This is a genomic window from Mycobacterium sp., assembly GCF_029961025.1.
Taxonomy (GTDB): Bacteria; Actinomycetota; Actinomycetes; order Mycobacteriales; family Mycobacteriaceae; genus Mycobacterium.
The window spans coordinates 135,542-156,223 of record NZ_JASBVP010000007.1 but is presented as its reverse complement, the minus strand read 5'-3'; the positions used below and the strand labels follow the sequence as shown (position 1 = coordinate 156,223).

At 65.8% G+C, this 20,682-nt stretch carries 24 protein-coding genes; 5 read left to right on the top strand and 19 right to left on the bottom strand.

Translation table 11 applies throughout. The features are described 5' to 3' along the window. Nucleotide 1 precedes the first annotated feature (1 nt). From QJR12_RS10430 to QJR12_RS10415, 4 genes are all read right to left on the bottom strand, one after another. Complete coding sequence (locus tag QJR12_RS10430) at nucleotides 2-547, bottom strand: adenylate kinase (RefSeq protein ID WP_300581662.1); 546 nt, start codon at nucleotides 545-547, stop codon at nucleotides 2-4. Then, nucleotides 544-1,869 carry a preprotein translocase subunit SecY gene (gene secY, locus QJR12_RS10425; protein WP_300581660.1) on the bottom strand — a complete coding sequence of 442 codons (1,326 nt, stop codon included), beginning with the start codon at nucleotides 1,867-1,869 and terminating at the stop codon, nucleotides 544-546. Before secY ends, QJR12_RS10430 begins: the two co-directional genes overlap by 4 nt. Nucleotides 1,870-2,172: 303 nt before the next feature. Continuing rightward, on the bottom strand, nucleotides 2,173-4,776 hold the full coding sequence (locus QJR12_RS10420) for a LuxR family transcriptional regulator (RefSeq protein WP_300581658.1): 2,604 nt from the start codon (nucleotides 4,774-4,776) through the stop codon (nucleotides 2,173-2,175). Nucleotides 4,777-5,155: 379 nt separating this feature from the next. Next, a complete protein-coding gene (locus QJR12_RS10415; RefSeq protein WP_300581656.1) occupies nucleotides 5,156-5,464 on the bottom strand; it encodes a hypothetical protein in 309 nt (102 codons plus the stop codon). Between the two features lie 290 nt (nucleotides 5,465-5,754). Here QJR12_RS10415 and QJR12_RS10410 point away from each other — a divergent pair, with 290 nt between their 5' ends. The 3 genes from QJR12_RS10410 to QJR12_RS10400 all read left to right on the top strand — a co-directional run bounded on the left by QJR12_RS10410 (nucleotide 5,755) and on the right by QJR12_RS10400 (nucleotide 8,969). Further along, a complete protein-coding gene (locus tag QJR12_RS10410; RefSeq protein WP_300581654.1) occupies nucleotides 5,755-6,687 on the top strand; it encodes a DUF5995 family protein in 933 nt (310 codons plus the stop codon). Continuing rightward, the gene (locus QJR12_RS10405; protein ID WP_300581652.1) at nucleotides 6,684-7,841 is read left to right on the top strand and encodes a catalase family protein; all 1,158 of its coding nucleotides are present in this window, start codon (nucleotides 6,684-6,686) and stop codon (nucleotides 7,839-7,841) included. The genes QJR12_RS10410 and QJR12_RS10405 overlap by 4 nt, the downstream gene beginning before the upstream one ends. A gap of 195 nt (nucleotides 7,842-8,036) precedes the next feature. After that, a complete protein-coding gene (locus tag QJR12_RS10400) occupies nucleotides 8,037-8,969 on the top strand; it encodes a class I SAM-dependent methyltransferase (RefSeq protein ID WP_300581650.1) in 933 nt (310 codons plus the stop codon). Here QJR12_RS10400 and sppA read toward each other — a convergent pair. From sppA to rplN, 11 genes are all read right to left on the bottom strand, one after another. Beyond that, nucleotides 8,955-10,754, bottom strand: coding sequence for a signal peptide peptidase SppA (gene sppA / locus QJR12_RS10395; protein WP_300581648.1), 1,800 nt, complete (start codon nucleotides 10,752-10,754; stop codon nucleotides 8,955-8,957). The two genes, QJR12_RS10400 and sppA, sit on opposite strands and share 15 nt — an antisense overlap. 81 nt (nucleotides 10,755-10,835) lie before the next feature. Next, complete coding sequence (rplO, locus tag QJR12_RS10390) at nucleotides 10,836-11,276, bottom strand: 50S ribosomal protein L15 (protein ID WP_300581646.1); 441 nt, start codon at nucleotides 11,274-11,276, stop codon at nucleotides 10,836-10,838. Next, nucleotides 11,273-11,476 (bottom strand): 50S ribosomal protein L30, encoded by a 204-nt coding sequence (gene rpmD, locus QJR12_RS10385; protein ID WP_300581643.1) that lies wholly within the window; start codon nucleotides 11,474-11,476, stop codon nucleotides 11,273-11,275. The genes rplO and rpmD overlap by 4 nt, the downstream gene beginning before the upstream one ends. Further along, nucleotides 11,469-12,140, bottom strand: a complete 672-nt coding sequence (gene rpsE, locus QJR12_RS10380) for a 30S ribosomal protein S5 (RefSeq protein ID WP_300581639.1) — start codon at nucleotides 12,138-12,140, stop codon at nucleotides 11,469-11,471. The genes rpmD and rpsE overlap by 8 nt, the downstream gene beginning before the upstream one ends. A gap of 49 nt (nucleotides 12,141-12,189) precedes the next feature. Beyond that, nucleotides 12,190-12,597 (bottom strand): 50S ribosomal protein L18, encoded by a 408-nt coding sequence (gene rplR / locus QJR12_RS10375; RefSeq protein ID WP_300581636.1) that lies wholly within the window; start codon nucleotides 12,595-12,597, stop codon nucleotides 12,190-12,192. Nucleotides 12,598-12,607: 10 nt separating this feature from the next. Next, on the bottom strand, nucleotides 12,608-13,147 hold the full coding sequence (rplF, locus tag QJR12_RS10370; RefSeq protein ID WP_300581634.1) for a 50S ribosomal protein L6: 540 nt from the start codon (nucleotides 13,145-13,147) through the stop codon (nucleotides 12,608-12,610). 12 nt (nucleotides 13,148-13,159) lie between these two features. After that, entirely contained in the window at nucleotides 13,160-13,558 is a 399-nt protein-coding gene (gene rpsH / locus QJR12_RS10365) for a 30S ribosomal protein S8 (RefSeq protein WP_300581632.1), read from the bottom strand. 81 nt (nucleotides 13,559-13,639) lie between these two features. Next, nucleotides 13,640-13,825, bottom strand: coding sequence for a type Z 30S ribosomal protein S14 (locus QJR12_RS10360; RefSeq protein WP_300581631.1), 186 nt, complete (start codon nucleotides 13,823-13,825; stop codon nucleotides 13,640-13,642). 4 nt (nucleotides 13,826-13,829) lie between these two features. Continuing rightward, nucleotides 13,830-14,402 (bottom strand): 50S ribosomal protein L5, encoded by a 573-nt coding sequence (gene rplE, locus QJR12_RS10355; RefSeq protein WP_300581628.1) that lies wholly within the window; start codon nucleotides 14,400-14,402, stop codon nucleotides 13,830-13,832. 3 nt (nucleotides 14,403-14,405) lie between these two features. Further along, a complete protein-coding gene (rplX, locus tag QJR12_RS10350) occupies nucleotides 14,406-14,723 on the bottom strand; it encodes a 50S ribosomal protein L24 (RefSeq protein ID WP_300581625.1) in 318 nt (105 codons plus the stop codon). Continuing rightward, nucleotides 14,724-15,092, bottom strand: coding sequence for a 50S ribosomal protein L14 (gene rplN / locus QJR12_RS10345; RefSeq protein ID WP_300581623.1), 369 nt, complete (start codon nucleotides 15,090-15,092; stop codon nucleotides 14,724-14,726). 316 nt (nucleotides 15,093-15,408) lie between these two features. Here rplN and QJR12_RS10340 point away from each other — a divergent pair, with 316 nt between their 5' ends. Both QJR12_RS10340 and QJR12_RS10335 read left to right on the top strand, forming a co-directional pair. After that, nucleotides 15,409-15,636, top strand: a complete 228-nt coding sequence (locus QJR12_RS10340; protein WP_300581620.1) for an antitoxin — start codon at nucleotides 15,409-15,411, stop codon at nucleotides 15,634-15,636. After that, nucleotides 15,633-16,022 (top strand): type II toxin-antitoxin system VapC family toxin, encoded by a 390-nt coding sequence (locus QJR12_RS10335; protein ID WP_300581618.1) that lies wholly within the window; start codon nucleotides 15,633-15,635, stop codon nucleotides 16,020-16,022. The genes QJR12_RS10340 and QJR12_RS10335 overlap by 4 nt, the downstream gene beginning before the upstream one ends. A gap of 30 nt (nucleotides 16,023-16,052) precedes the next feature. On the opposite strand, the gene QJR12_RS10330 is transcribed toward QJR12_RS10335, so the two are convergent. From QJR12_RS10330 to QJR12_RS10315, 4 genes are all read right to left on the bottom strand, one after another. Then, entirely contained in the window at nucleotides 16,053-16,934 is an 882-nt protein-coding gene (locus QJR12_RS10330) for a formylglycine-generating enzyme family protein (protein WP_300581615.1), read from the bottom strand. A gap of 4 nt (nucleotides 16,935-16,938) precedes the next feature. Beyond that, nucleotides 16,939-17,595 (bottom strand): hypothetical protein, encoded by a 657-nt coding sequence (locus QJR12_RS10325; protein WP_300581613.1) that lies wholly within the window; start codon nucleotides 17,593-17,595, stop codon nucleotides 16,939-16,941. Nucleotides 17,596-17,620: 25 nt separating this feature from the next. Then, on the bottom strand, nucleotides 17,621-19,972 hold the full coding sequence (locus QJR12_RS10320) for an arylsulfatase (protein ID WP_300581610.1): 2,352 nt from the start codon (nucleotides 19,970-19,972) through the stop codon (nucleotides 17,621-17,623). A gap of 100 nt (nucleotides 19,973-20,072) precedes the next feature. Next, nucleotides 20,073-20,639, bottom strand: coding sequence for an MBL fold metallo-hydrolase (locus QJR12_RS10315; protein WP_300581608.1), 567 nt, complete (start codon nucleotides 20,637-20,639; stop codon nucleotides 20,073-20,075). Nucleotides 20,640-20,682: the final 43 nt, after the last annotated feature.

The following is a 20,682-nucleotide window of genomic DNA, read 5'->3' as shown; positions in this document are numbered from 1 at the left end:
GCTATTTCCCTAACGCTCGCAGCGCCCGGGCGGATACCTCGTCGACGGCGCCGACACCGTCGACGGTCTTCAGCTGGCCGCAGTAGTACTCCAACAACGGCGCGGTTTCCTCACGGTAGACCTTCATCCGGTTCTCGATGACGTCCTCGGTGTCGTCGGGACGCCCCCGCCCGTTGAGCCGCTTGAGCAACTCCTCTTGTGAGACCCGCAACTCCAGCACCGCATCGATCTCCGCGCCTCGACGCTGCAGCATGTCATGCAACGCCTGGGCCTGCTCCAGGGAACGCGGGTAGCCATCCAGGACGAAGCCGGCCGCGGCGTCGGGCTGGTCGAGGCGGTCCTCGACCAGCGCGTTGGTCAGCTCGGAGGGCACCAGATCACCGGCATCCAGGTACCGCTTGGCCCGCAAACCCAGCTCGGTTCCGGCACGGATGTTGTGCCGGAATAGCTCCCCGGTAGAGATGTGCGGCACCCGGAGTTTCTCGGCCAATCTCTCGGCCTGTGTGCCCTTTCCCGCCCCGGGCGGCCCCAGCAGAATGACTCTCACTTCAAAAATCCTTCGTAGTTGCGTTGCATGAGTTGGCTTTCGATCTGTTTCACCGTGTCCAAGCCGACACCGATCATGATCAGAACCGCGGTACCGCCGAATGGCAGATTCTGCACCGTCCCGGTGTTGCCGATCTGCAGGAACAGGTTGGGCAGCACCGAGATCACCCCGAGATAGATCGAGCCCGGCAGCGTTATCCGGCTCAGCACGAAACGCAGATAGTCGGCGGTCGGACGGCCCGGCCGAATGCCGGGAATAAAGCCACCGAACTTTTTCATCTCGTCGGCACGCTCGTCGGGGTTGAACGTGACCGAGACGTAAAAGTAGGTGAAGAAGATGATGAGCCCGAAGTAGATAGCGATGTAGACCGAGTTACCGGGGTTGGATAGATAATTGGCGACGAATTTGTCCCACCAGCTGTTGCCCATACCGGCTCTGCCACTGCGGACCAGCTGGGTGATCAGTTGCGGGATGTAGATCAGCGAGGACGCGAAGATCACCGGGATAACACCGGCCTGGTTGACCTTCAGCGGCAGGTACGTCGAGGTGCCGCCGTACATGCGCCGGCCGACCATGCGCTTGGCGTACTGCACCGGGATGCGGCGCTGGCCCTGCTCCACGAACACCACACCGACGATGATGATCAATGCGGCCACGCACACCGCGGCAAATACCACCCCACCCCGGCTGTCCAGGATGGATTTGCCCTCCACCGGAATGCGGGCGGCAATGCCGACGAAGATCAGCAACGACATGCCGTTGCCGATGCCGCGCTCGGTGATCATCTCGCCCATCCACATCACCAGCGCCGCGCCGGCGGTCATCACCAGCACGATGACGACCAGGGTGAAAATGCTCTGGTCGGCGATGATGTCCAGGCTGCAACCCTGCAGCAGCCCGCCGTTAGCCGCCAGCGCGACAATGCTGGTGGCCTGCAAGATGGCCAGCGCGATCGCTAGGTAGCGGGTGTACTGGGTCATCTTGGCCTGACCGGACTGGCCTTCCTTGCGCAGCTCCTCAAACCGCGGGATGACCACCGTGAGCAGTTGCACGATGATGCTGGCGGTGATGTAGGGCATCACCCCGACCGCGAACACCGTCAGCTTCAGCAGCGCGCCGCCGGAGAACAGGTTAATCAACGAGTAGATCTGCCCGGCTTCGCCGCCGCTGACCTGCGCGATGCACTTCTGGACATTCGGGTAATTCACGCCCGGGGACGGCAGTGAGGCCCCAATCCGGTAGACGATGACGACACCCAGCGTGAACAGAATCTTTCGCCTCAGGTCGACTGTCCGCAGCGATGAGATGAAAGCCGAAAGCACTCTTCCTCCTGCGCGGCCGAACCCGGCCGCGGATTGCCAACCGGGCCGGCCGGCATTACACAATCCTGGTCACGCGCCAAGCACCCGCAGCTGGGAAGGGTCCGGGCACGCGTAGAACAGTCTATGAGACTAACAGCGCCAACAGCGGGTCGGTCGCGGCACCAGGCGTACGGTTCGCTGACGTGCCGCCACCGCCGATCACCGACACCGAGCCGGCGGTATGGGCCACATCACCGCGCTCACGAAGGCGAGCTTTCCCTGACGACGATGGCCACCACCGGGTCGCCCGCGATCGTCGGTGTGCTATTTCGCGAACTCTTCCCGCATCAGCCGCGCGAGCTGGTCCCGGTCGGCGACATCCAGTTTGGAACATGCGCGGTAGACATGGCCCTCGACCGTGCGGATCGACAACCTCAGGCGCTCGGCGATTTCCCGGTTCGATAGACCCGCGGCCACCAGCGTGGCGATCTCGCGCTCGCGGGAGGTGACCGGCAACGGATGGGCCGCGACTTTGATCGCCGGCGTCGCCGCTCCACCGCACGCAGCCGCCAGGCGCCGTGCGCGGGCCGCCGACGCCAGGCTTTCGCGTCGCCGACCCGCGCGATCGTGCAGCGATGCGGCCTGCGCGGCCGAGTCTGCGGCCGAAAGGAGCGCGCCCGCGTCTTCGAATTGCGCGCTCACGGCATCGAGAGCCGGGCCGTCGGCGGCGGCGACGGCGACGGCGTGGCGGGCGTAGAGCGTCACCATCGATCCCTCAACCCGCTCGGCAAGTGCGGTCAGCCGGCCCGCGACATCGCGGTCGCCGAACCGCGCCGCATGGTGCAGCGCCTCGGCTTCCACGGCGTACTGACCCGCCTGGTGTGCGAGGTCAGCTGCAGCCAAGGCTAATTCGTCCGCGCGCCGCTCCAGCCCGGTTGCCGCGGCGTGCCACGATTTAGCGATCATCAGCTGCGGGTCGTGAATCGCCATGTGCTGTCGCCCGCTGTGCTCCTCGGCGTCGGCGAGCACCCGCTGCGCCTCATCGGAGCGGCCCAGCGCCGCATAGGCCTTCGCCAGCAGTGCACGTGCCGGCAGCCGCCATGGCATGGCGACCTCGGCAGCCTGCGCCGCAACCGCCTGCTCCAGAGCCGAGACGGCCTCTGGGAGCCTGCCACGGCAGACCGCGATGAGCCCGGCCATGGTCTTGGCGATAGCCCACGCCAGCCGCTGGCCCATCGAGGAGAACTCGGCGTAGTCGGCCGCGCGGCGATCGGCCAGATCCAGTTCGCCGATGGCGGTGAGCGCAAGCACGTCGCAATAGCGCACCATGACCCGGATCATGCCGTCGGTGGCCTTGCGCCCAACACGGCACCTGGCGGCGATCGGTTCGAAATCGCCGCCCCGGCCGGCAACGGGCATGCCCAGGCCCGCCGCAAACGCGGCCCAATCAATGGCCTGTTTCGGGGCATGCGGGTCGGCCAACACGCGCTCGGCTTCGGCGATTCCCTCGGCAATCCTGTTCTCGTGCACGGCGATCGAGGATCCGGTGGCGTCGACGATAAGCTTCAGGCTCGGGTGCTGCACACGTCGGCGCAACAATGCCAAGACCTGATGGGCGCGTTCGACGTCGCCCATCGCCCAGAACAGGATCGAAAGGTGGGGAATGCCCCACTGGACCAACTGCAGCTCGTCGAGCGTCTCGGGGTCAAACCGCGCGAGGATCTCGTCCGCCTGCACCGGATGGCCCTGCCACAACAGCGCGCGCGAGAGCAGCTCGGCTTCGCGCACACCACCGCCACGCTCGAACGCCGCACGCGCGATCCGTTCCCCCAGCGGAAGATTCGACAGAAACATCGCGTCCTTGGCCGCGGCGACGAGCAGATCGGCGTCGGCGGATTCGTCGCTATCGATAAGTAACTCGGCGATTCGGATCCGGCTGGCAACCGAGTCCGGCTCGCGGTTACGTAGAACCCGGACGATACGTCCTCTGAGCTTTCGCGCCGACGCCGTGCCAACACTGCGCCGGACCACCTCGCCAACCAGCGGATGGCCGAATCGGACGTTGATCTGGGGGCCGTCGCTGGTGATCCGGATCAAGCCCCGCGCCTCCGCCGCGTCCACGGCGTCCTCACCGCCCAATTCGACCAGCGCGTCGATAGCGAGCGGCTCGCACAGCGCCAGCAGCTTCAATGCGTTCACCACGTCACTGCCGGCATCGTCGAGACGGCTTTGCAGCAAAGCCGCCAAGCCGGACGGGACGACCGCCTGTCCGCGGAGCTGCCATACCTCGTCCACCCGGGTTAATGTCCCGGCGTCGAGCGAGCCCTCGACAAGATGGCGCAGAAACAGCGGATTCCCGCCCGATGACTCCCACATGATGTCGGCGCTTAGGCCCTCAAGCGTCCCACCGAGCACCGATTCGACCAGTGCGATGGTCTGCTCTTTCGTGAACGGCCGCAAATCCAACCGCCGCAGGTGGCCGTCCTTCCATAGTGCGGTGACGGCGTCGGGCACCGGTTCGCCACTGCGGATGATCGCGAGGATGCGGCCGGCCCGATCGATGGCGATCTGGTGCAGCAATGTCGCCGACAATGGGTCCAGCAACTGCGCATCGTCGACGCCGATGACGGTGTCCGGCCGGTCGACAAGGCATTTCCGCGCCGCGGCCAGCAGCGCGATCGGGTCGCGCGACGGTGACAGGCTCACTAAGTGGGCCATGGCTCCCAGCGGGATGGTGCGCGAGGACTCGGTGCACGCCATCCAGCGCACCTGCGAACGCAGCGAGGCGGTGACGGTTCGGGCCAGGGTGGTCTTACCGACTCCGGCGGCCCCGACCAAGACCGCGCCGCCGCTGTCCGGTCCGATGCATGCGGATCGAATCGCGTCGAATTCCGCCGTGCGGTCAATTAACTGCCACCGACGCACCATAGCGGGAGTGTAACCGGGAGCCGCCGTCGACGACGGCTGTTTAGCTACCCTGGCGTGCGGCTTCTCCCGGCGTACCGAGTGGCTTCCCAATGGCTTTAAATGGCTTTAACAAGCCCATCGAAGCGTTGTCATCCGGGTGGATCGGCCCGCGAACATCGGCTGACGCGTTTGCCGACGGATCAGGTGATGCCCCCGAGGCAACCGTTAGCGGCACCGGCTTCAACGGTTAAACGCGCCGCGCGGTGTGGGCCCACGACGCGAGAAAGTCAATCCTCGAAATGGCGCTCATAGTCGCACCGCTCAAGCCACGACTGCAGGTTGTGAATTCCCGCGATGACCATCACCAACAGCACGGCCCAGCCGAGGGCAATCAGGAGGGTCATAGTCTGTCCATTTCGCGTGCCATGCGGGCGTCCTCGTAAAATTCGCCACGCCCGGGGTAGTACCGTGGACGGGCGCGCGAGCCATCCGTTGAGGGGGCGAACCGTCGCCGCGCGATGGCGACCAACCGGCGAACGACGTTCTCGCGGTGCACCCCCGACGCGGCTGCGGTGCTGAAAACCACCTGCTGTTCGCTGAGAAGGACCTCGGTGGACGACACCCCACCCAGGGATGCGCCCGGGGGTGGGAGCGCGGTCTTATCGACGGTAGCGGCTGTGGAGGCAGGTGGCGCTGCGGAATCCAACATGTCATTCGTCTCCTCTCGGGATGGCGTCCCGCTGTGATCGGGCTCGTCGACCGGTCGAACCGGCCGTAGTGCAAGCACCGTAGGCTCGACGAGCGCCGACCGGCACGCGTAGCGCGCTACCTGTTTTTGCGCTCACCACCGCTCGGCGACGCAGGTGGAAGGAGATGCGAATCGAACCCCGGCGCGCAGGTTCGGCGGCGGACTCGCGGGGTTGAATGGTTAGCGAGTTGCCTCGCGGAGTCGCCGGCGAATACCGATGCCGACGCGGCACCGCGCGCCATAATATCGGGGTGCCGAAACAGCCCACGCTGGCTCCGCTGACCCACGCCCACTCGGTCGACGAGGTCATCAATTCGATCGACACGATTATTTCCTGGTCGATAGCCAATTCCAGCCGGGTGGGTTATTTCGCCGCGCTGTACAAGCGGATCACCCTAGCCGTGCGGAAGGCAATTGCCGACAACGAGTTCCAGGACTGCGCGCGGATGGCAGAGTTCGACTTCAGATTCGCCAACCGCTACTTCGATGCGCTCAACGGGCATTTCCACCCACAGCTGGGCCCGCCCACGAAGACGTGGCAGCTCTCGTTGCGGCAGGCAAGCGACGGGAAGCCGATAATCGTGCAACACCTGCTCGGCGCGTGCAACGCGCACATCGCCGTGGATCTGGGAATCACCGCACACGAGATCGCGGCGGGAAACCTCGCCGGGCTGCATGAGGACTTCAATAAGATCAACGACGTCCTTGCCAGCGAGACCAGCACCGTGATCGACAGCATCGACACGGTGTCGCCGGTGCTGGCTGACGTGCACGCCGTGCTAAAGCAGCAGGAAATCGACTTGATCGACGGCTCGCTGAAAATTTTGCGTGACCGCGCGTGGCAGTTCGCAGCGGACCTCTCGGATGCCTCTGACGACGCCGACATAGTCCGCGAGCACGACCTCGAGATGGCGATGGTCGGCGAAATGATCTATCACCCGGGAATTCCCATGGCAGCGATTTTCGACGCTGTCGCCAAGGGAGAGCAGCGCGACATCGCCGAGAACATCCGGGTGCTCGACGAAATCGCGTCGGCCCCGCATCGGCCCGTCGGGTGCCCGTGGCGTTGCGGGTTTCTGCGGTCCGCATGCCGCGAGTTGCGGGGATTGGCATCGGCGGCACTTGAACCCGCCCTTGCCGTGATCGGGATCGGCAGCACAAGCGGAAGGACAAGCCACAGATGACCGACTCGGGCCGGCAACCGAGCCCCGCCTACGTCCGATACAGCCCGAAACTGGAGCGGCCCGGCGCACACGAAGAGGAAACCATCCAAAAGATCATCGAGATTCTGCACCGCAACAACGAGTGGACCTTCAAAAAGTTCAAACACGGGATGCGGGACGCGCACGCCAAAAGCCACGCGGTCCTGGAGGGAGAACTGGTGGTCGAGCCCGGCCTCCCGGCGCACCTGCGTCAAGGGCTGTTCGCGACGCCCGCGACATACCCGGTCATTGCGCGGATCTCCAGCACGCAGCCCACGCTGCACAGCGACCAGATCCGCGGTGTTCGAGCCATCGCGATCAAGGTCCTCGGTGTGCCCGGGCCCCGGGCCCAGGATGACGGCTTCACCACGCAGGACTTCGTGATGGTCGACAGCCCGGAGTTCCCGTTCGCCAACGCCCGTGATTACCTCTGGGTGGGGATGCCGATCGCCTATGTGCTGACGCGAATGCCCGACTGGGCGCTGAAGCTCCTCACCGAAGCCCTGGCCACACTGGTAGGCGTGACGGAAGCGGTGTCTCCGGTGCCGTCCCGCCTCGTCCCGATCCCGTACTTCGGCAAAGCGGTCAAACTCGTGAAGCTGTTCACCACACCCAACTACCACGTCCTGGGTCTCACGTTCAATACGGCCTCGGCGCTGCGATACGGAACCTACGTCGCCAAGATCAGCGTCCGGCCGCTGTCGGAGTCGGTCACCCGATTGCAAGGAAAACGCATACCCCCCGGCTCCGGAGATGACGCCCATCGAATCCTGATCGCCGATTTTTTCCGCAGCCACGACGCAGAGTATGAGGTGTGTGCCCAACTGTGCACGGACGCTGACGCGATCGAGGACGCCACCCGGGAGTGGTCGACATCGCCTCCACCGCAACGAGTTGCAAAACTCATCTTCCGTCGACAGAACTCCGACTGCTACTGCCGTCGGGTGTACGCCGACGACCTGTTGTCCTTCAACTCATGGCGCACCCTGGAGGCACACCGCCCCCTCGGGTCAATCAACCGCCTGAAGGCCAAGGTGTATCCGGCGTCCAGCGGCTTCCGCCACGATAAGAACAACGCGCCGCAAATCGAACCGTCAAACATCAGTGAGCTGCCGTCCTGTTCCTCTTGCCGGTAGAGCCCACCCCGCCAACGGGTATGACACCATCACCACCGCAACCACGCCCGGCCGGGACGGGTCGCGGCAGGTCTCGCCACCGACCGCTGCGGGTCGGTGGCAGCCACGCCGCGTGCGGGGAGACGCCGAGAAGCGCTCGGCGGCGAAAGCTCGTTATACTGGCTAAGTAAGAGCGTGGGGTGAAGGGATGGCTCTATGGCGCGCACCGGCACGGGAACAACGGGACGATCCGAGGGCGACAGCTGGGATCTGGCGACCAGCGTCGGCACGACCGCCACGATGGTCGCGGTCTCGCGGGCGCTGGCCTCGCAGGGACCCGAGCCGCTGCTCGATGATCCGCTGGCCGACCCGCTGGTGCGAGCGGTGGGGCTGGAGCCCTTCGTGCGGATGATCGACGGCGAGATCGTGATCGAGGACGACGTATTCCTGCGTCCGCAGACGATGAAGGAGCGGATCACCGTCCGCACCAGGTATTTCGACGAGTTTTTCACCACAGCCACCGACGCGGGGGTGCGCCAGGCCGTGATCCTGGCTTCGGGTCTGGACACCCGGGCCTACCGGCTGCGGTGGCCGGCGGGCACCGTGGTCTACGAGATCGACCAGCCGCAGGTCATCGACTTTAAGACGCGCACCCTGGACGGCCTGGGTGCTAGCCCGGCCGCGGATCGGCGTGCGATCGGTGTCGATCTGCGCAACGACTGGCCGGCCATGTTGCGGCGGCACGGTTTCGATGCGCACCGGCCGACGGCGTGGAGCGCCGAGGGGCTGCTGCCGTACCTGCCGCCCGACGCCCAGGATCGGCTGTTCGACAACATCACTGCGCTCAGCGCGCCGGGCAGCTGGGTAGCCACCGAATATCTGCCGAATCCCGATGCCTTCTTCGAGCAGCGAGCGCCGCGACTCACCGAGCGATGGCGTCGCCTGGGCCTGGACCTGGATATGGCAGAGCTCGTCTATCGCGGTGAACGCCGCAGCGTCATCGACTACCTTGTCACCCTGGGCTGGCAGGTGACCGCGCACTCTGCCAGAGAGCTGTATGCACGCAACGGTTTTCAGTTCCCTGACGACGAAACGATGAGCGTCTTCGGCGAAATGAGCTACGTCACCGCAAAACTACCGGAAGCGTGACTCTCCCAGCCACAGCACACCGGTCCCGCTCAGCGCCTGCTCGACGTAACCGATGATCCCGGCGAGCACCCGGACCAGCGCACCGGCCGCATCGGGCAGTGACACCGTAGCCGGCCGTGAAGACGGGCGTTGCCGGATGAACTCCCACAGCGAGGGACTCGGGTAGCTGACGATGCGGACCTCGGCGTCTTCGTCCAGGCCGGCAAGAATCTTGGCGCGCCGCACCGCCGTTTGCAATCCGCCCAACTCGTCGACCAGACCCCGCTCGAAAGCATCTGCGCCGGTCCAGATCCGGCCCTGCGCAACTGCTTCCACCTCCTCGATGCTCAGGTGGCGACCCTCCGCGACCCGCTGCACGAAGTCGTGGTAGCACAGATCGATTTCGGCCTCGACCCGGGCCTGCTGTTCGGGCGTGAAGGGCGCGTTGATCGACCAGGCATCCGCGTTGGCGTTGGTGCGTATCCCGTCGGACCCGATGCCCAGCCGGTCTTTGAGTTCCCGCGCCACCAGCTTGCCGGCCATCGCACCGATCGAACCGGTGATGGTGCCCGGGTTGGCGACGATAGCGTCGGCGCCCATCGCGACGTAGTAGCCGCCCGAGGCCGCGACGCCACCCATCGACGCCACGACCGGCTTGCCGCGATCACGGGCCTTTCTCACCGCCCGCCAGATGGTTTCCGAGGCGGTGAGGGTGCCGCCGCGGCTGTCGACGCGCAGCACGATCGCCGACACCGAGTCGTCTGCGGCCGCGTCGCGCAGCGCCGCCGCGATCGTGTCACCGCCGGCGGTGGCGGGACCGAACGGCAGCATCGTCGAGCCGCCGCGTCCATTGACGATCAGCCCGGCCACGGTGACCACGGCGATCTTCGGTTTGGGTTTGCGCCCCGGTACCCGCGCCAGCGGTACCGGGGGTCTCGACCCGCTCGCCCGGGCGTAGCGCGTCAGATACAGCCGCGGCGGCGCGTTCCGGTCCATGTCGGCATCTCCGGTCTCTGGTGAAATGCCCTTCGCGCCAACAAGTTCTGCTATTCGGGCATACGCTTGGTCGCGGAATCCGATCCGGTCGACCAAGCCGGAAGCCACGGCCTCGTCACGCAGCAGCGGTGCCCGGTCGGCGAGCCGGTCGATCACGTCGGGCGCGATCTTGCGGGATTCGGAGATCGCCTGCCATACCTGGGCGTGCAGGCTTTCCAGCAACCTCGTGTCGGCTTCGCGGTGCGCGTCGGTGTAGCGATCCTGGGTGAATCGGTTTGCCGCCGACTTGTACTCGCCTCGCATGACGAGCTGGGCTTCGATGCCCGCTTTGCTGAGTGCGTTACGCAAAAACACGGCGTGGGTGGCAAAACCGACCAGGCCAACGGTTCCCGACGGCTGCATCCAAATCTCGCCGAACGCCGACGCCAGGTAGTACGACAGCGTTCCCGGGTAGGTTTCGGCCCAGGCCAGCGACGGCTTCACTGCGGTAAACGCGGTGATCGCGTCGCGCAGCTCCTGAACGGGCCCCACCCGCTCCGCCGCAAGCTGCACGCGCGCGATCAACCCGGCGACGCGCCGATCCTCGGCGGCGCGGTGGATCGCGGCCACGGTGTCGCGGAGCACCAACGGCCGGCCACCACCGGTGATGATCGCAACCGGGTCGAAGCCGGCGGTCTCCGGCGGCGCAGACCGCAAATCCAGTTCCAGCACGCTGCCGTTGGGCACACCGTGATGGCGGGCGGCATCGACGCGGCGAGCCAGGGCCCGCATCTCGCCGATGCCGGGAAGATCAGGCGGCAAGGCGAACATGCGTCGAGCCTACCGGCGCTGCGGGTTGTTGCCGGGTGAGCGTGTGGCCCCGATCGCCGCCGCGGTAGCGCGGATTGCCGCTTATAGTTCGGTGGCCGATCCGCCGGCGGCGGTGATCTTCTCCCGAGCGCTGCCGCTGAACTTGTGCGCGGTCACGTCGATTTTGGCGGTCAGCTTGCCGTCGCCGAGCACCTTGACCAACGAATTCTTGCGCACCAAACCCTTGGCCACCAGGTCGTCGACACCGATCGACCCGCCGGCAGGAAACAATCGGTTGATGTCACCGACGTTGACGATCTCGTATTCGATGCGAAACCGGTTGCGAAACCCCTTCAATTTGGGCAGCCGCATATGGATGGGCATCTGACCGCCCTCGAAAGTCACCGGCACCTTCTTGCGGGCTTTGGTCCCTTTGGTGCCCCGACCGGCGGTCTTGCCCTTGGAGCCCTCACCGCGACCCACACGGGTGCGTTTGGTTTTCGAGCCGCGCGCCGGGCGAAGATCGTGGAGCTTGATCGTCACTTTTCACCTCCGCTGGGCGTGTCGACGGGTTCCACCCGGACCAGATGACGCACGACCGCGATCAGCCCACGGGTCTGGGCGTTGTCCTCACGAATCACCGAATGGCGAATCCGCCGCAGGCCCAGCGTGCGCAGGCTCTCACGCTGCTTCCAGCGGGCCCCGATCGTGCTGCGCACCTGGGTGATCTTCAGCTCAGCCATGATATCCCGCTCCCTCACGCGCAGCGGTCGTCGCCAGCACCCCACTTTCCCGGCGCGCCTTGAGCATCGCCGCCGGAGCGACATCCTCGATCGGCAACCCCCGCCGCGCCGCCACCTCCTCGGGGCGCTGCAGCTGATGGAGCGCGGCCACCGTGGCGTGCACGACGTTGATTGCGTTGTCACTGCCCAGCGATTTAGCCAAAATGTCTCGCACCCCGGCGCATTCCAGCACAGCGCGGGCGGCGCCCCCGGCGATCACGCCGGTGCCGGGGCTGGCCGGGCGCAACAGCACCACTCCAGCGGCCGCCTCACCCTGCACCGGATGGGTGATGGTGCCGCCCAGCAGCGGCACCCGGAAGAAGTTTTTGCGTGCCTCCTCGACCCCTTTGGCGATCGCGGCCGGAACCTCTTTGGCCTTGCCGTAGCCGACCCCGACCAGGCCGTTGCCGTCACCCACGATGACCAGAGCGGTGAAGCTGAACCGCCGACCACCCTTGACCACCTTGGATACGCGGTTGATCGCGACGACACGCTCCAGGTAGTTGGTCTTCTCGCCGTCGCGGGTCCGGCTGCCCTCCCGACGGCTTCGGCTTTCCCGCGTGTCCCGGCCCTCGGCGCGGCTGTCAGCAACGCCTACGGCCGCCCCGGCCGGTTGCTCCGCCATTATGCGGTCCTTCCCGTCGTATTCGACAGCTCGATGAGCGCGCCCGTCATCAGAACTTCAACCCGCTGGCCCGTGCGGCGTCGGCAAGTGCCGCGATCCGCCCCCCGTAGGTATACCCGCCGCGGTCGAACACCACGGTGTCGATTCCCGCGGCCTTGGCCCGCTCGGCGATCAACTGCCCCACCCGCACGCTGCGGGCCTTCTTGTCGCCCTGTACCGCCCGCACGTCGGCTTCGATCGAGGAGGCAGCGGCCAGGGTAGTGCCGTTGACATCGTTGACCAATTGCACGTGGATGTGCCGTGCCGAGCGGTGCACCACCAGCCGGGGACGCTCCGGCGTGCCCGAGATCTTTTTGCGGATCCGGGCGTGCCTGCGCAGCCGTGCGGCCCTGCGCACCGCGGAAATGCTCTGCCCGGCCGGTTTACGCGATGCGATATCCGATTGTGCTGCGGCCATCACTACTTACCTACTTACCTGTCTTTCCAACCTTGCGGCGAACCTGCTCACCCTCGTAGCGCACACCCTTGCCCTTATACGGGTCGGGACGGCGCAGCCGACGGATGTTCGCCGCGACCTGGCCCACCTTCTGCTTGTCGATTCCGGAGATCGAGAACTTCGTGGGCGACTCGACCGCGAACGTGATGCCTTCGGGCGCTTCGACGACCACCGGATGGCTATAGCCCAGCGCAAACTCCAGATTGGAGCCCTTGAGTTGTACCCGGTAACCGACACCGAAGATCTCCATCTTGGTGGTGTAGCCCTGCGTGACCCCGGTGACCAGGTTGGACACCAGGGTGCGCGACAACCCGTGCAGTGAGCGGCTGCGCCGCTCATCATCGGGGCGGCTCACCACGATAGCGCCCTCGTCGTTCCGGGACACCGTGATCGGCTCGGCGACCCTCAGTTCCAGCGCGCCCTTGGGACCTTTCACCGACACGTGCCGACCGTTAATCGTCACATCGACTCCGGCGGGAACCGGAATCGGTTGCTTACCAATACGTGACATCCCTCGGTCCCCTCACCACACGTACGCGATTACTTCGCCGCCCACACCCTGCCGGGCCGCCTGCCGGTCGGTCAGCAGACCCGACGACGTTGAGATGATCGCCACCCCCAGACCACCGAGCACCCGCGGCAGCTTGCTGGACTTCGCGTATACCCGCAAGCCCGGCTTGGATACCCGGCGCAGTCCGGCCAGGCTGCGTTCCCGGTTCGGACCGTATTTGAGCTGGATGACCAACGTCTTTCCCACCCGGGCGTCCTCGACGCGGTAACCGCTGATATAGCCCTCGTTCTTGAGGATCTCGGCGATATTGACCTTGAGCTTGGAGTGTGGCAGCCGGACTTCGTCGTGGTATGCCGAATTGGCGTTGCGCAGACGGGTCAGGAAGTCTGCGATCGGGTCAGTCATCGTCATAATCGGCGCCGCTCCTCCTCATCGCTGCGCTCTGCATCGTCATCGGCGCGGGTCGTAAGCGCCGGTTCACCTTCCTTTCGCTCACCAACTGCTCTTTCGCACCCCGGGCAGCTCACCGGCGTGCGCCATCTCGCGCAGGCAGATCCGGCACAACCCAAACTTGCGGTAGACCGCACGGGGTCGGCCACACTTGCTGCAGCGAGTGTAGGCGCGCACGGAGAACCTCGGCTTGCGCCGGGCTTTGATTATCAGTGCCTTTTTCGCCATCTGCTCAATTCTCCTTAAACGGGAAACCGAGAGCCCGCAACAGCGCCCGTCCTTCGTCGTCTGTTGTCGCCGAGGTGACCACGCTGATGTTCATGCCGCGCGGCCGGTCGATCTTGTCCACGTCGATTTCATGGAACACCGACTGCTCGGCCAGCCCCAGCGTGTAGTTACCGGCCCCATCGAACTGCTTGGGCGAAAGCCCGCGAAAGTCACGAATACGCGGCAGCGCGATCGAGGTGAGCCGGTCGAGGAATTCCCACATTCGGTCGCCCCGCAGCGTCGCCCGGACGCCGATCGGCATGCCCTGGCGCAACTTGAACTGGGCGATCGACTTGCGGGCCCGGCGGATTTCTGGACGCTGGCCGGTGATCATCGCGACATCGTTGACCGCCGCGTTGATCAGTTTGGCGTCGCGGGCCGCCTCGCCGACACCCATGTTGACGACGACCTTCACCACGGTCGGGATTTGCATGACGTTGGCGTAGCCGAATTGCTTCTGCAGCAAGCCTCGGATTTCCTCGCGGTAGCGCACCTTCAGCCGCGGCTGAACCTTGGCCGGTGTGTCAGTGGTGGTCATCGCTTAAATGTCCTTGCCGTTGCGCTTGGAGACACGGACCTTCTTGCCGGTCTCCTCATCGATGCGATAGCCGACTCGGGTGGGTTTTCCGTCGGAGTCGACCACCATCACGTTGGAGACGTGGATCGGGGCTTCCTGGGTGACGATCCCACCGGTTCGAGCACCACGCTGGGTGGCCGAGACCGGCGTGTGCTTCTTGATCCGGTTGACGCCCTCGACGAGCACCTTGTTGCGGGCCGGATAGGCTTGCAGCACCTTGCCTTTGGCGCCCTTGTCCTTCCCCGAGATGACCAGCACGGTGTCACCCTTGTGAACCTTCATCTACAACACCTCCGGGGCCAGCGAGATGATCTTCATGAAGCGCTTGTCCCGCAGTTCGCGACCGACCGGCCCGAAGATCCGGGTCCCGCGCGGATCGTTGTCCGGTTTGATGATCACCGCCGCGTTCTCGTCGAACTTGATGTAGCTGCCGTCGGGGCGGCGCCGTTCCTTGGCCGTGCGCACCACCACGGCCTTCACCACGTCGCCACGCTTGACGCTGCCGCCGGGGATCGCGTCCTTGACCGTCGCCACGATGACGTCGCCGATGCCGGCGTAGCGGCGCCCCGACCCGCCCAGCACACGGATGCACAGGATCTCCTTGGCGCCGGTGTTATCGGCCACCTTCAGCCGCGATTCCTGCTGAATCACCAGATCTCCTCAATCCTGTCCCGGCTGTCCCGGCGGCTCGGCGCAACCTGCCCGTCGGGCGACCGGGTTGAACGTGTGCACGCCCATGCGTGCCGTCCCGGCGGGGAACTCCCGCCAGAGACCTGGCGTGCGTGGTCTTTGCTGCCGAAGGGCACGCAGGGCCGCCAACAGCGTCGGCCAAGGTCTGCCCACGGCAACCCCTAGAGTCTAGGTGACGACCCGCCCGCAGCCAAATCCCTCGACCGCCTCATCCGGCACTTGACTGATGACGACTGAGTACTTTACATGTTGAGAACATGTCCGCTATGTTTACAGCATGCCGACAATGGTGCAGATCCGAAACGTGCCCGACGAACTGGTTCGCGAGTTGAAGGCCCGGGCAGCGGCGCGCCGGATGAGCCTGAGCGATTTCCTGCTTGCCCGACTGGAGGAAATCGCTGCAGAGCCGGCCCTCGACGACGTTCTTGACCGCCTCGCGGCGTTGCCGCGCCGGGACCTCGGCGTGGCCGCAGCTGAACTGGTTGACGAAGCTCGGTCCGAGTGATCGTGCTGGACGCCTCGGCGGCTGTCGAGCTGCTCCTCGCGACGCGGCCTGGGGCGGCGGTGGCCCGGCGATTGCGGGGTGAGACGGTGCATACCCCCGCCCACTTCGACGTCGAGGTGATCGGTGCTATCCGTCGAGCGGTAATGCGCCAGCTGATCAGTGATCACGAAGGGCTCGTCGCGGTTGCCGACTTCCAGCTCCTATCGCTCCGTCGTTGGCCGACGAAGGCTTTCATCCGGCGCGCCTTCCAACTGCGAAGCACCCATACCGTCGCCGATGGTGTGTACGTCGCCCTCGCCGAGGGTCTCGCTGCGCCGCTAATAACGTGCGACGGGCGACTTGCTCAATCCCCCGGCCATGAGGCAGAGATCGAACTGATCGCCTAGCCCGGCCATCGCTTCGGTGCTTGCGTGGCGCTAGCGATCCACCACGCACCGAAAACCGATGTGGGTGGTGGCGGTGTCTTGGGACTGTGGTGAACGCGCCGCCGGCCGATAGCGGTGGCAGTACTCGGGCGCGCACAGGTGCGAACCCCCTTTGAGCGTCTGGCTGATCGTGGGGTCGGCGGGACCCGACGGTGCACAGCACGGCTTGGGCGGCTGAGTGAGCCGGTGATGCGCGGAAAACTCGGTGGTCGTCCACTCCCAGACATTGCCGATCATGTCCAGCAGGTCGAAACCGTTGGGTGGAAACGTGCCCACCGGAGAGGTGCCCACCCAACCGAGAGCCCCGTCGTTGCGGTACGGGAACCTGCCCTGCCAGGTATTGGCCATCAACCGCCCGCCCGGCTTCTCCTCGTCGCCCCAGGCGTAGGTCGTGATGGTTCCGCCGCGGGCCGCATACTCCCACTCGGCCTCGGTGGGCAGCCGTCGCCCGGCCCAGCGCGCATATGCCGCGGCATCCGGGTAGGCGACCTGCACGACGGGGTGATCGGCCTTGCCGGCGATATCGCTGTCAGGCCCGAACGGGTGCCGCCACGATGCACCCGGTGCCCAGTGCCACCACTGGCGCCAGTCGCACAGATCCACCGGGCCGGGCGTCGGGCGGAACACCATCGCGCCCGGCCGTAGGTCCGCAAGGTCCGCCTCCGGGTAGAGCGCGGGATCGATCGGTTGCTCAGCGACCGTCACATAGCCTGTCGCGGCGACGAATTCGGCGAACTGCGCGTTGGTCACCGGATGGCGCTCCACCGCGAACGCGCCCACGGTCACGGTGTGGATCGGCGCCTCTTCCGGGTAGAAACCGGTCGAGCCCATGCGAAACGATCCACCCGGCAGGTCGACCAACTCGGTGAGCATCGCTTCAGGGTATGACGATGGCGAACTCTTGCATCAACGCGGCTTTGGCTGCGTCGAATCCGGGCGCACCGGCCGGCCCTTCCAGGTGAATGGTGACCAAATACGTCTTGGTGTTGGTCCAGATGTCGGTGATCCGGTCGGCGAAAGCAATGTCACCGCTCGGCCCGGGGAATGTTCCGGTCAGCTTCTGGCTGCTGTATCCGCAAAATTGGGCCGCAGCAACGTCGACCTGGGCGTGCGGATGCGCTCCGCGCAGCGAGGCGGCGTAGTCGGAGAACGCCGCGGCCGGATCGAGGGTCGTCGCGGCGATGGTGACCTTCCCGGTCATGTCGTCGGGCCCACTCAGGGTCAGCGCCACGTCGCCGTCCCCTGGTGATGAGGTCCAGCCGTCCGGCACCGCCACGGTGATCCGCGGCGCGGCGGGATCGGAAACCGTAGCGACGGTGGTGGTGCCGATGCCGCTTGGCTGCGGAAAGCATGCGAACGCATTCGGCGGAATGTGCTCCGGCAATGTCGTCTCGACCCCGGGTACCGCAGTCTGCGTTGTGGGCGTTGTCGTCGTGGCCGGGAGCGAGGTTCCACCCGCCCGAACAGCGGTGCCTGCGCTGATCTTCTCGCACGCACCCAGGAGAAACGCCGTCGCACATGCCGCGACGGGCACGGCATATAGCGGCCTCAGCGGCGTTTCAGTCGCGCGAAAAAACAAGCTCCAGCTGCCTTTCCAGATCCACATAAGGTGTGCCCGAGAGGTCGACGATGACCTGTGTGATAGCGCCGCCGGTGAACGTGAACGGCGCTTGATAGCGGCCGGACACGCCCGAACCGCTGTCGCGCCCGACGGTGGTGGTGACGCCGGCCAACCCGAAGGTGCCCGGCTGGGTCTTCATGTCCGGCAACGTGGCAACCGGGGTGTGGTCGATGTAGAGGGTGGCTTCACCCAGCGGGGTGTGGCTGTTTTCCACCGTGCCGGTCCGGGTGTAGCGGACTCCGAGGAGGTGCCTACCCGGCGGCACCGCAGCGGGGGAGGAGATCAGCTGCTCCTGCTCGCCGAGGAAGTTGTAGACGTAGTGCAGCCGCCCGTCCTGGATGAACAGCACGTGGCCGCCGTGACGGCCGCCCTGCTTAAACAGCACACCGCCAGCGTCGGCGGTGTCGATGGTCACGTCGGCCAGCACCGAAAACGAGCGGCCGCGTATCTCGGCGCCGGCGCCCATGCCCACGCCGGCGGTGTCGGGGTAGTAGGTGTAGCTGGACCGTTCGCCTCCCAGATAGGGCCGCCATCGCGACATCGTTTCCAGCAGCGTCAAATCCGCCAGCGGTAGCCCGTTGTACTTGGCGGCTTCGGAAAACCACAACGCCTTGAGTTCCTCGAGCTTGTCGGGCCGCTGCGCGGCCAGATCATGACACTGACTGCGATCGGCGGCGATGTGAAAGAGCTCCCAGCGGTCGGCGTCGAAATGCGACCAGCCCGCCGGGATGGCGGCGTGCACGGTGTTGGCGAACCAGCCGTTGTGCCAGATCCCCCGGGTGCCCAGCATGGTGTAAAACTGGGTGTCCTTGCCGGTGTCGGCGTTTGGATGAGAAAGCGCCGCTTTGAAGCTCACCCCGTCCAGCGGTTTCTGCGGGATTCCTTTCACCGCCTGCGGGGCGGTGATTCCCAGCAGGTCGTAGACGGTCGGGGTGATATCACAGACATGGACGTAGTTGTCACGGACCTCGCCGTGCGCGGAGATCCCGTTGGGCCAGCTGATGATCGCCGCATCGGCGATGCCACCCTCATGGGAGGCGTAGCGTTTGAACAACTTATAGGGGGTGTTGAAGGCCATCGCCCACCCGATCGGGTAATGGTTGTAGGTCTGCGGGCTGCCCAGGCGGTCGAGAAACTTCAGGCTCTCCTCGACGGTGTCGATGTAGCCGTTGAAGAACTTCGCCTCATTCACCGATCCGTTGGGCCCGCCTTCACCGCTGGCGCCGTTATCGGAGATCACCACGATCAACGTGTTGTCCAGCTGACCGGATTCCTCGAGATAGTCCAGGATCCGCCCGATCTGGGCATCGGTGTAGCTGAGGAAACCCGCGAACACCTCGGCCATGCGGCAAAACAGCTTCTTCTCCTCGGCGTTCAGGGTCGCCCATGGCCGCACCGTGTCTTGCAGCGGCCACGGCTGTCCGGCCGGGCCTTTCACGTCAAGGTAGGGGTTCATCGGTGATAACTCGGTGCCGGCCGGCACGATTCCCATCGCGGTCTGGCGCTCCAGCACGATTTCGCGGTAGCGTTCGTATCCCATATCGAAGCGTCCGGCGTAGTTGTCCGCCCACTCTTTGAAGACGTGGTGGGGGGCGTGGCCGGCACCCGGGCACACGTAGGCGAACCACGGTTTTGCGGGCGCGATCACCTTGGCGTCGCGGATGAATTCGATCGTCTTGTCGGCGATGTCCTTCGACAGGTGATAACCCTCCTCGGGCGTCGCCGGCGGAGTTATCGGGTGATTGTCGTACACCAGGTCGGGGTACCATTGGTCGGTCTCGCCGCCGAGGAATCCGTAGAAGCGTTCAAAGCCCCGCGAAAGCGGCCAGTTGCGTTTCGTCGCGGCCAGGTTGGATTCCTCCAATGGTGTCAGATGCCATTTGCCGGTGCAGTAGGTGTTATAGCCCCGCTCGACGAGCACCTCCGAGATCAGCGCGGTCTCGACGGGTATGCGCCCGTGGCAGTTCGGGAAACCGTCGGTGAACTCCTCGATGGTTGCCATGCCCACGGTGCTGGCGTTACGCCCGGTCAGCAATGACGCCCGCGTCGGCGAGCACAATGCGGTGGTGTGAAACTGCGAGAGCCGCACCCCACGGTGGGCGATGCGGCTCATGGCCGGCATGTCGACCAACCCGCCGAAACAGTCCCACGTCGCGATACCGACGTCGTCCCAGACGAGATAGAGAACGTTGGGGGCGTTCGCCGGCGCGGTGGGGGCCGCGTACGGGCCCCAGTCGGGCTGCGAATCGCGAATATCCAGCTCGATCCTGCCCCGAAACTTCGCTGCCATCACCGGCTCCGTTCTGCATGACCGTCGGTGTGGCGAGCCTATACCCGCGGGGTGTGGAATAGCCGAAATGGTGTCAAACCGGCGCACGACCACGCGGCGCTCAGTGCAGCCAGAACACGGCGCCGTCGTAACCCCATTCCCCGAAGGGCGGCAGCTCACCCCGCCCGATCGCCCGGATGCTCGGCCGGCCGATGTGGGCAAAGACCAGCCGGCGCACGGCCACGCGGCGAGCCGCCTCGGCCACGTCCCGCACGCACGCGTGCCCGCCGACGCCGTGGGCGAATCGGATCGGGCGATTCCATCCGGCGGCGTCAGCGAACATGAGATCCGAGCCCGCCGCCCAGTCCGGGAATTCCCAGAACTCCGGCGCCCACACCGCCCGCTTGCGGCCCGTCTCGATCAGGTAGCCGAAGGTGGGATGCGAGGTGTGCCGCACCGGCAGCGGGCGCAGCCGGGTGTTGTCGGCCTGGAACGGGCCCACAGCGGGGCGCACCCCCAACTCAGCGGCGCGGCGCCGGATCTGCGGTGCCAACTCCGCGTGCTCGTCGCAGACCAGCCAAGCATCCAGCGGCGGGCCGGGATCCGCGCAGCCGCCGCCGTCCAGCATGATGCGGTGGGCACCCCAGGCCACCAGCAGCCCGGCGGGACGATAGCGTGGCGAGTGCATCGCCCCGACACCGAGGAGGACCAGTCGCGGCACCGGCGCCCGG

Coding starts and splice junctions, on each gene's coding strand:
- QJR12_RS10420 (WP_300581658.1), bottom strand. CDS start 4,776: ATGGTGCGTCGGTGGCAGTTAATTGACCGCACGGCGGAATTCGACGCG.
- QJR12_RS10415 (WP_300581656.1), bottom strand. CDS start 5,464: ATGTTGGATTCCGCAGCGCCACCTGCCTCCACAGCCGCTACCGTCGAT.
- QJR12_RS10405 (WP_300581652.1), top strand. CDS start 6,684: ATGACCGACTCGGGCCGGCAACCGAGCCCCGCCTACGTCCGATACAGC.
- QJR12_RS10400 (WP_300581650.1), top strand. CDS start 8,037: ATGGCGCGCACCGGCACGGGAACAACGGGACGATCCGAGGGCGACAGC.
- sppA (WP_300581648.1), bottom strand. CDS start 10,754: ATGTTCGCCTTGCCGCCTGATCTTCCCGGCATCGGCGAGATGCGGGCC.
- rpmD (WP_300581643.1), bottom strand. CDS start 11,476: ATGGCTGAGCTGAAGATCACCCAGGTGCGCAGCACGATCGGGGCCCGC.
- rpsE (WP_300581639.1), bottom strand. CDS start 12,140: ATGGCGGAGCAACCGGCCGGGGCGGCCGTAGGCGTTGCTGACAGCCGC.
- rplR (WP_300581636.1), bottom strand. CDS start 12,597: ATGGCCGCAGCACAATCGGATATCGCATCGCGTAAACCGGCCGGGCAG.
- rplF (WP_300581634.1), bottom strand. CDS start 13,147: ATGTCACGTATTGGTAAGCAACCGATTCCGGTTCCCGCCGGAGTCGAT.
- rpsH (WP_300581632.1), bottom strand. CDS start 13,558: ATGACGATGACTGACCCGATCGCAGACTTCCTGACCCGTCTGCGCAAC.
- QJR12_RS10360 (WP_300581631.1), bottom strand. CDS start 13,825: ATGGCGAAAAAGGCACTGATAATCAAAGCCCGGCGCAAGCCGAGGTTC.
- rplE (WP_300581628.1), bottom strand. CDS start 14,402: ATGACCACCACTGACACACCGGCCAAGGTTCAGCCGCGGCTGAAGGTG.
- rplX (WP_300581625.1), bottom strand. CDS start 14,723: ATGAAGGTTCACAAGGGTGACACCGTGCTGGTCATCTCGGGGAAGGAC.
- QJR12_RS10340 (WP_300581620.1), top strand. CDS start 15,409: ATGCCGACAATGGTGCAGATCCGAAACGTGCCCGACGAACTGGTTCGC.
- QJR12_RS10330 (WP_300581615.1), bottom strand. CDS start 16,934: ATGCTCACCGAGTTGGTCGACCTGCCGGGTGGATCGTTTCGCATGGGC.
- QJR12_RS10320 (WP_300581610.1), bottom strand. CDS start 19,972: ATGGCAGCGAAGTTTCGGGGCAGGATCGAGCTGGATATTCGCGATTCG.
- QJR12_RS10315 (WP_300581608.1), bottom strand. CDS start 20,639: ATGCACTCGCCACGCTATCGTCCCGCCGGGCTGCTGGTGGCCTGGGGT.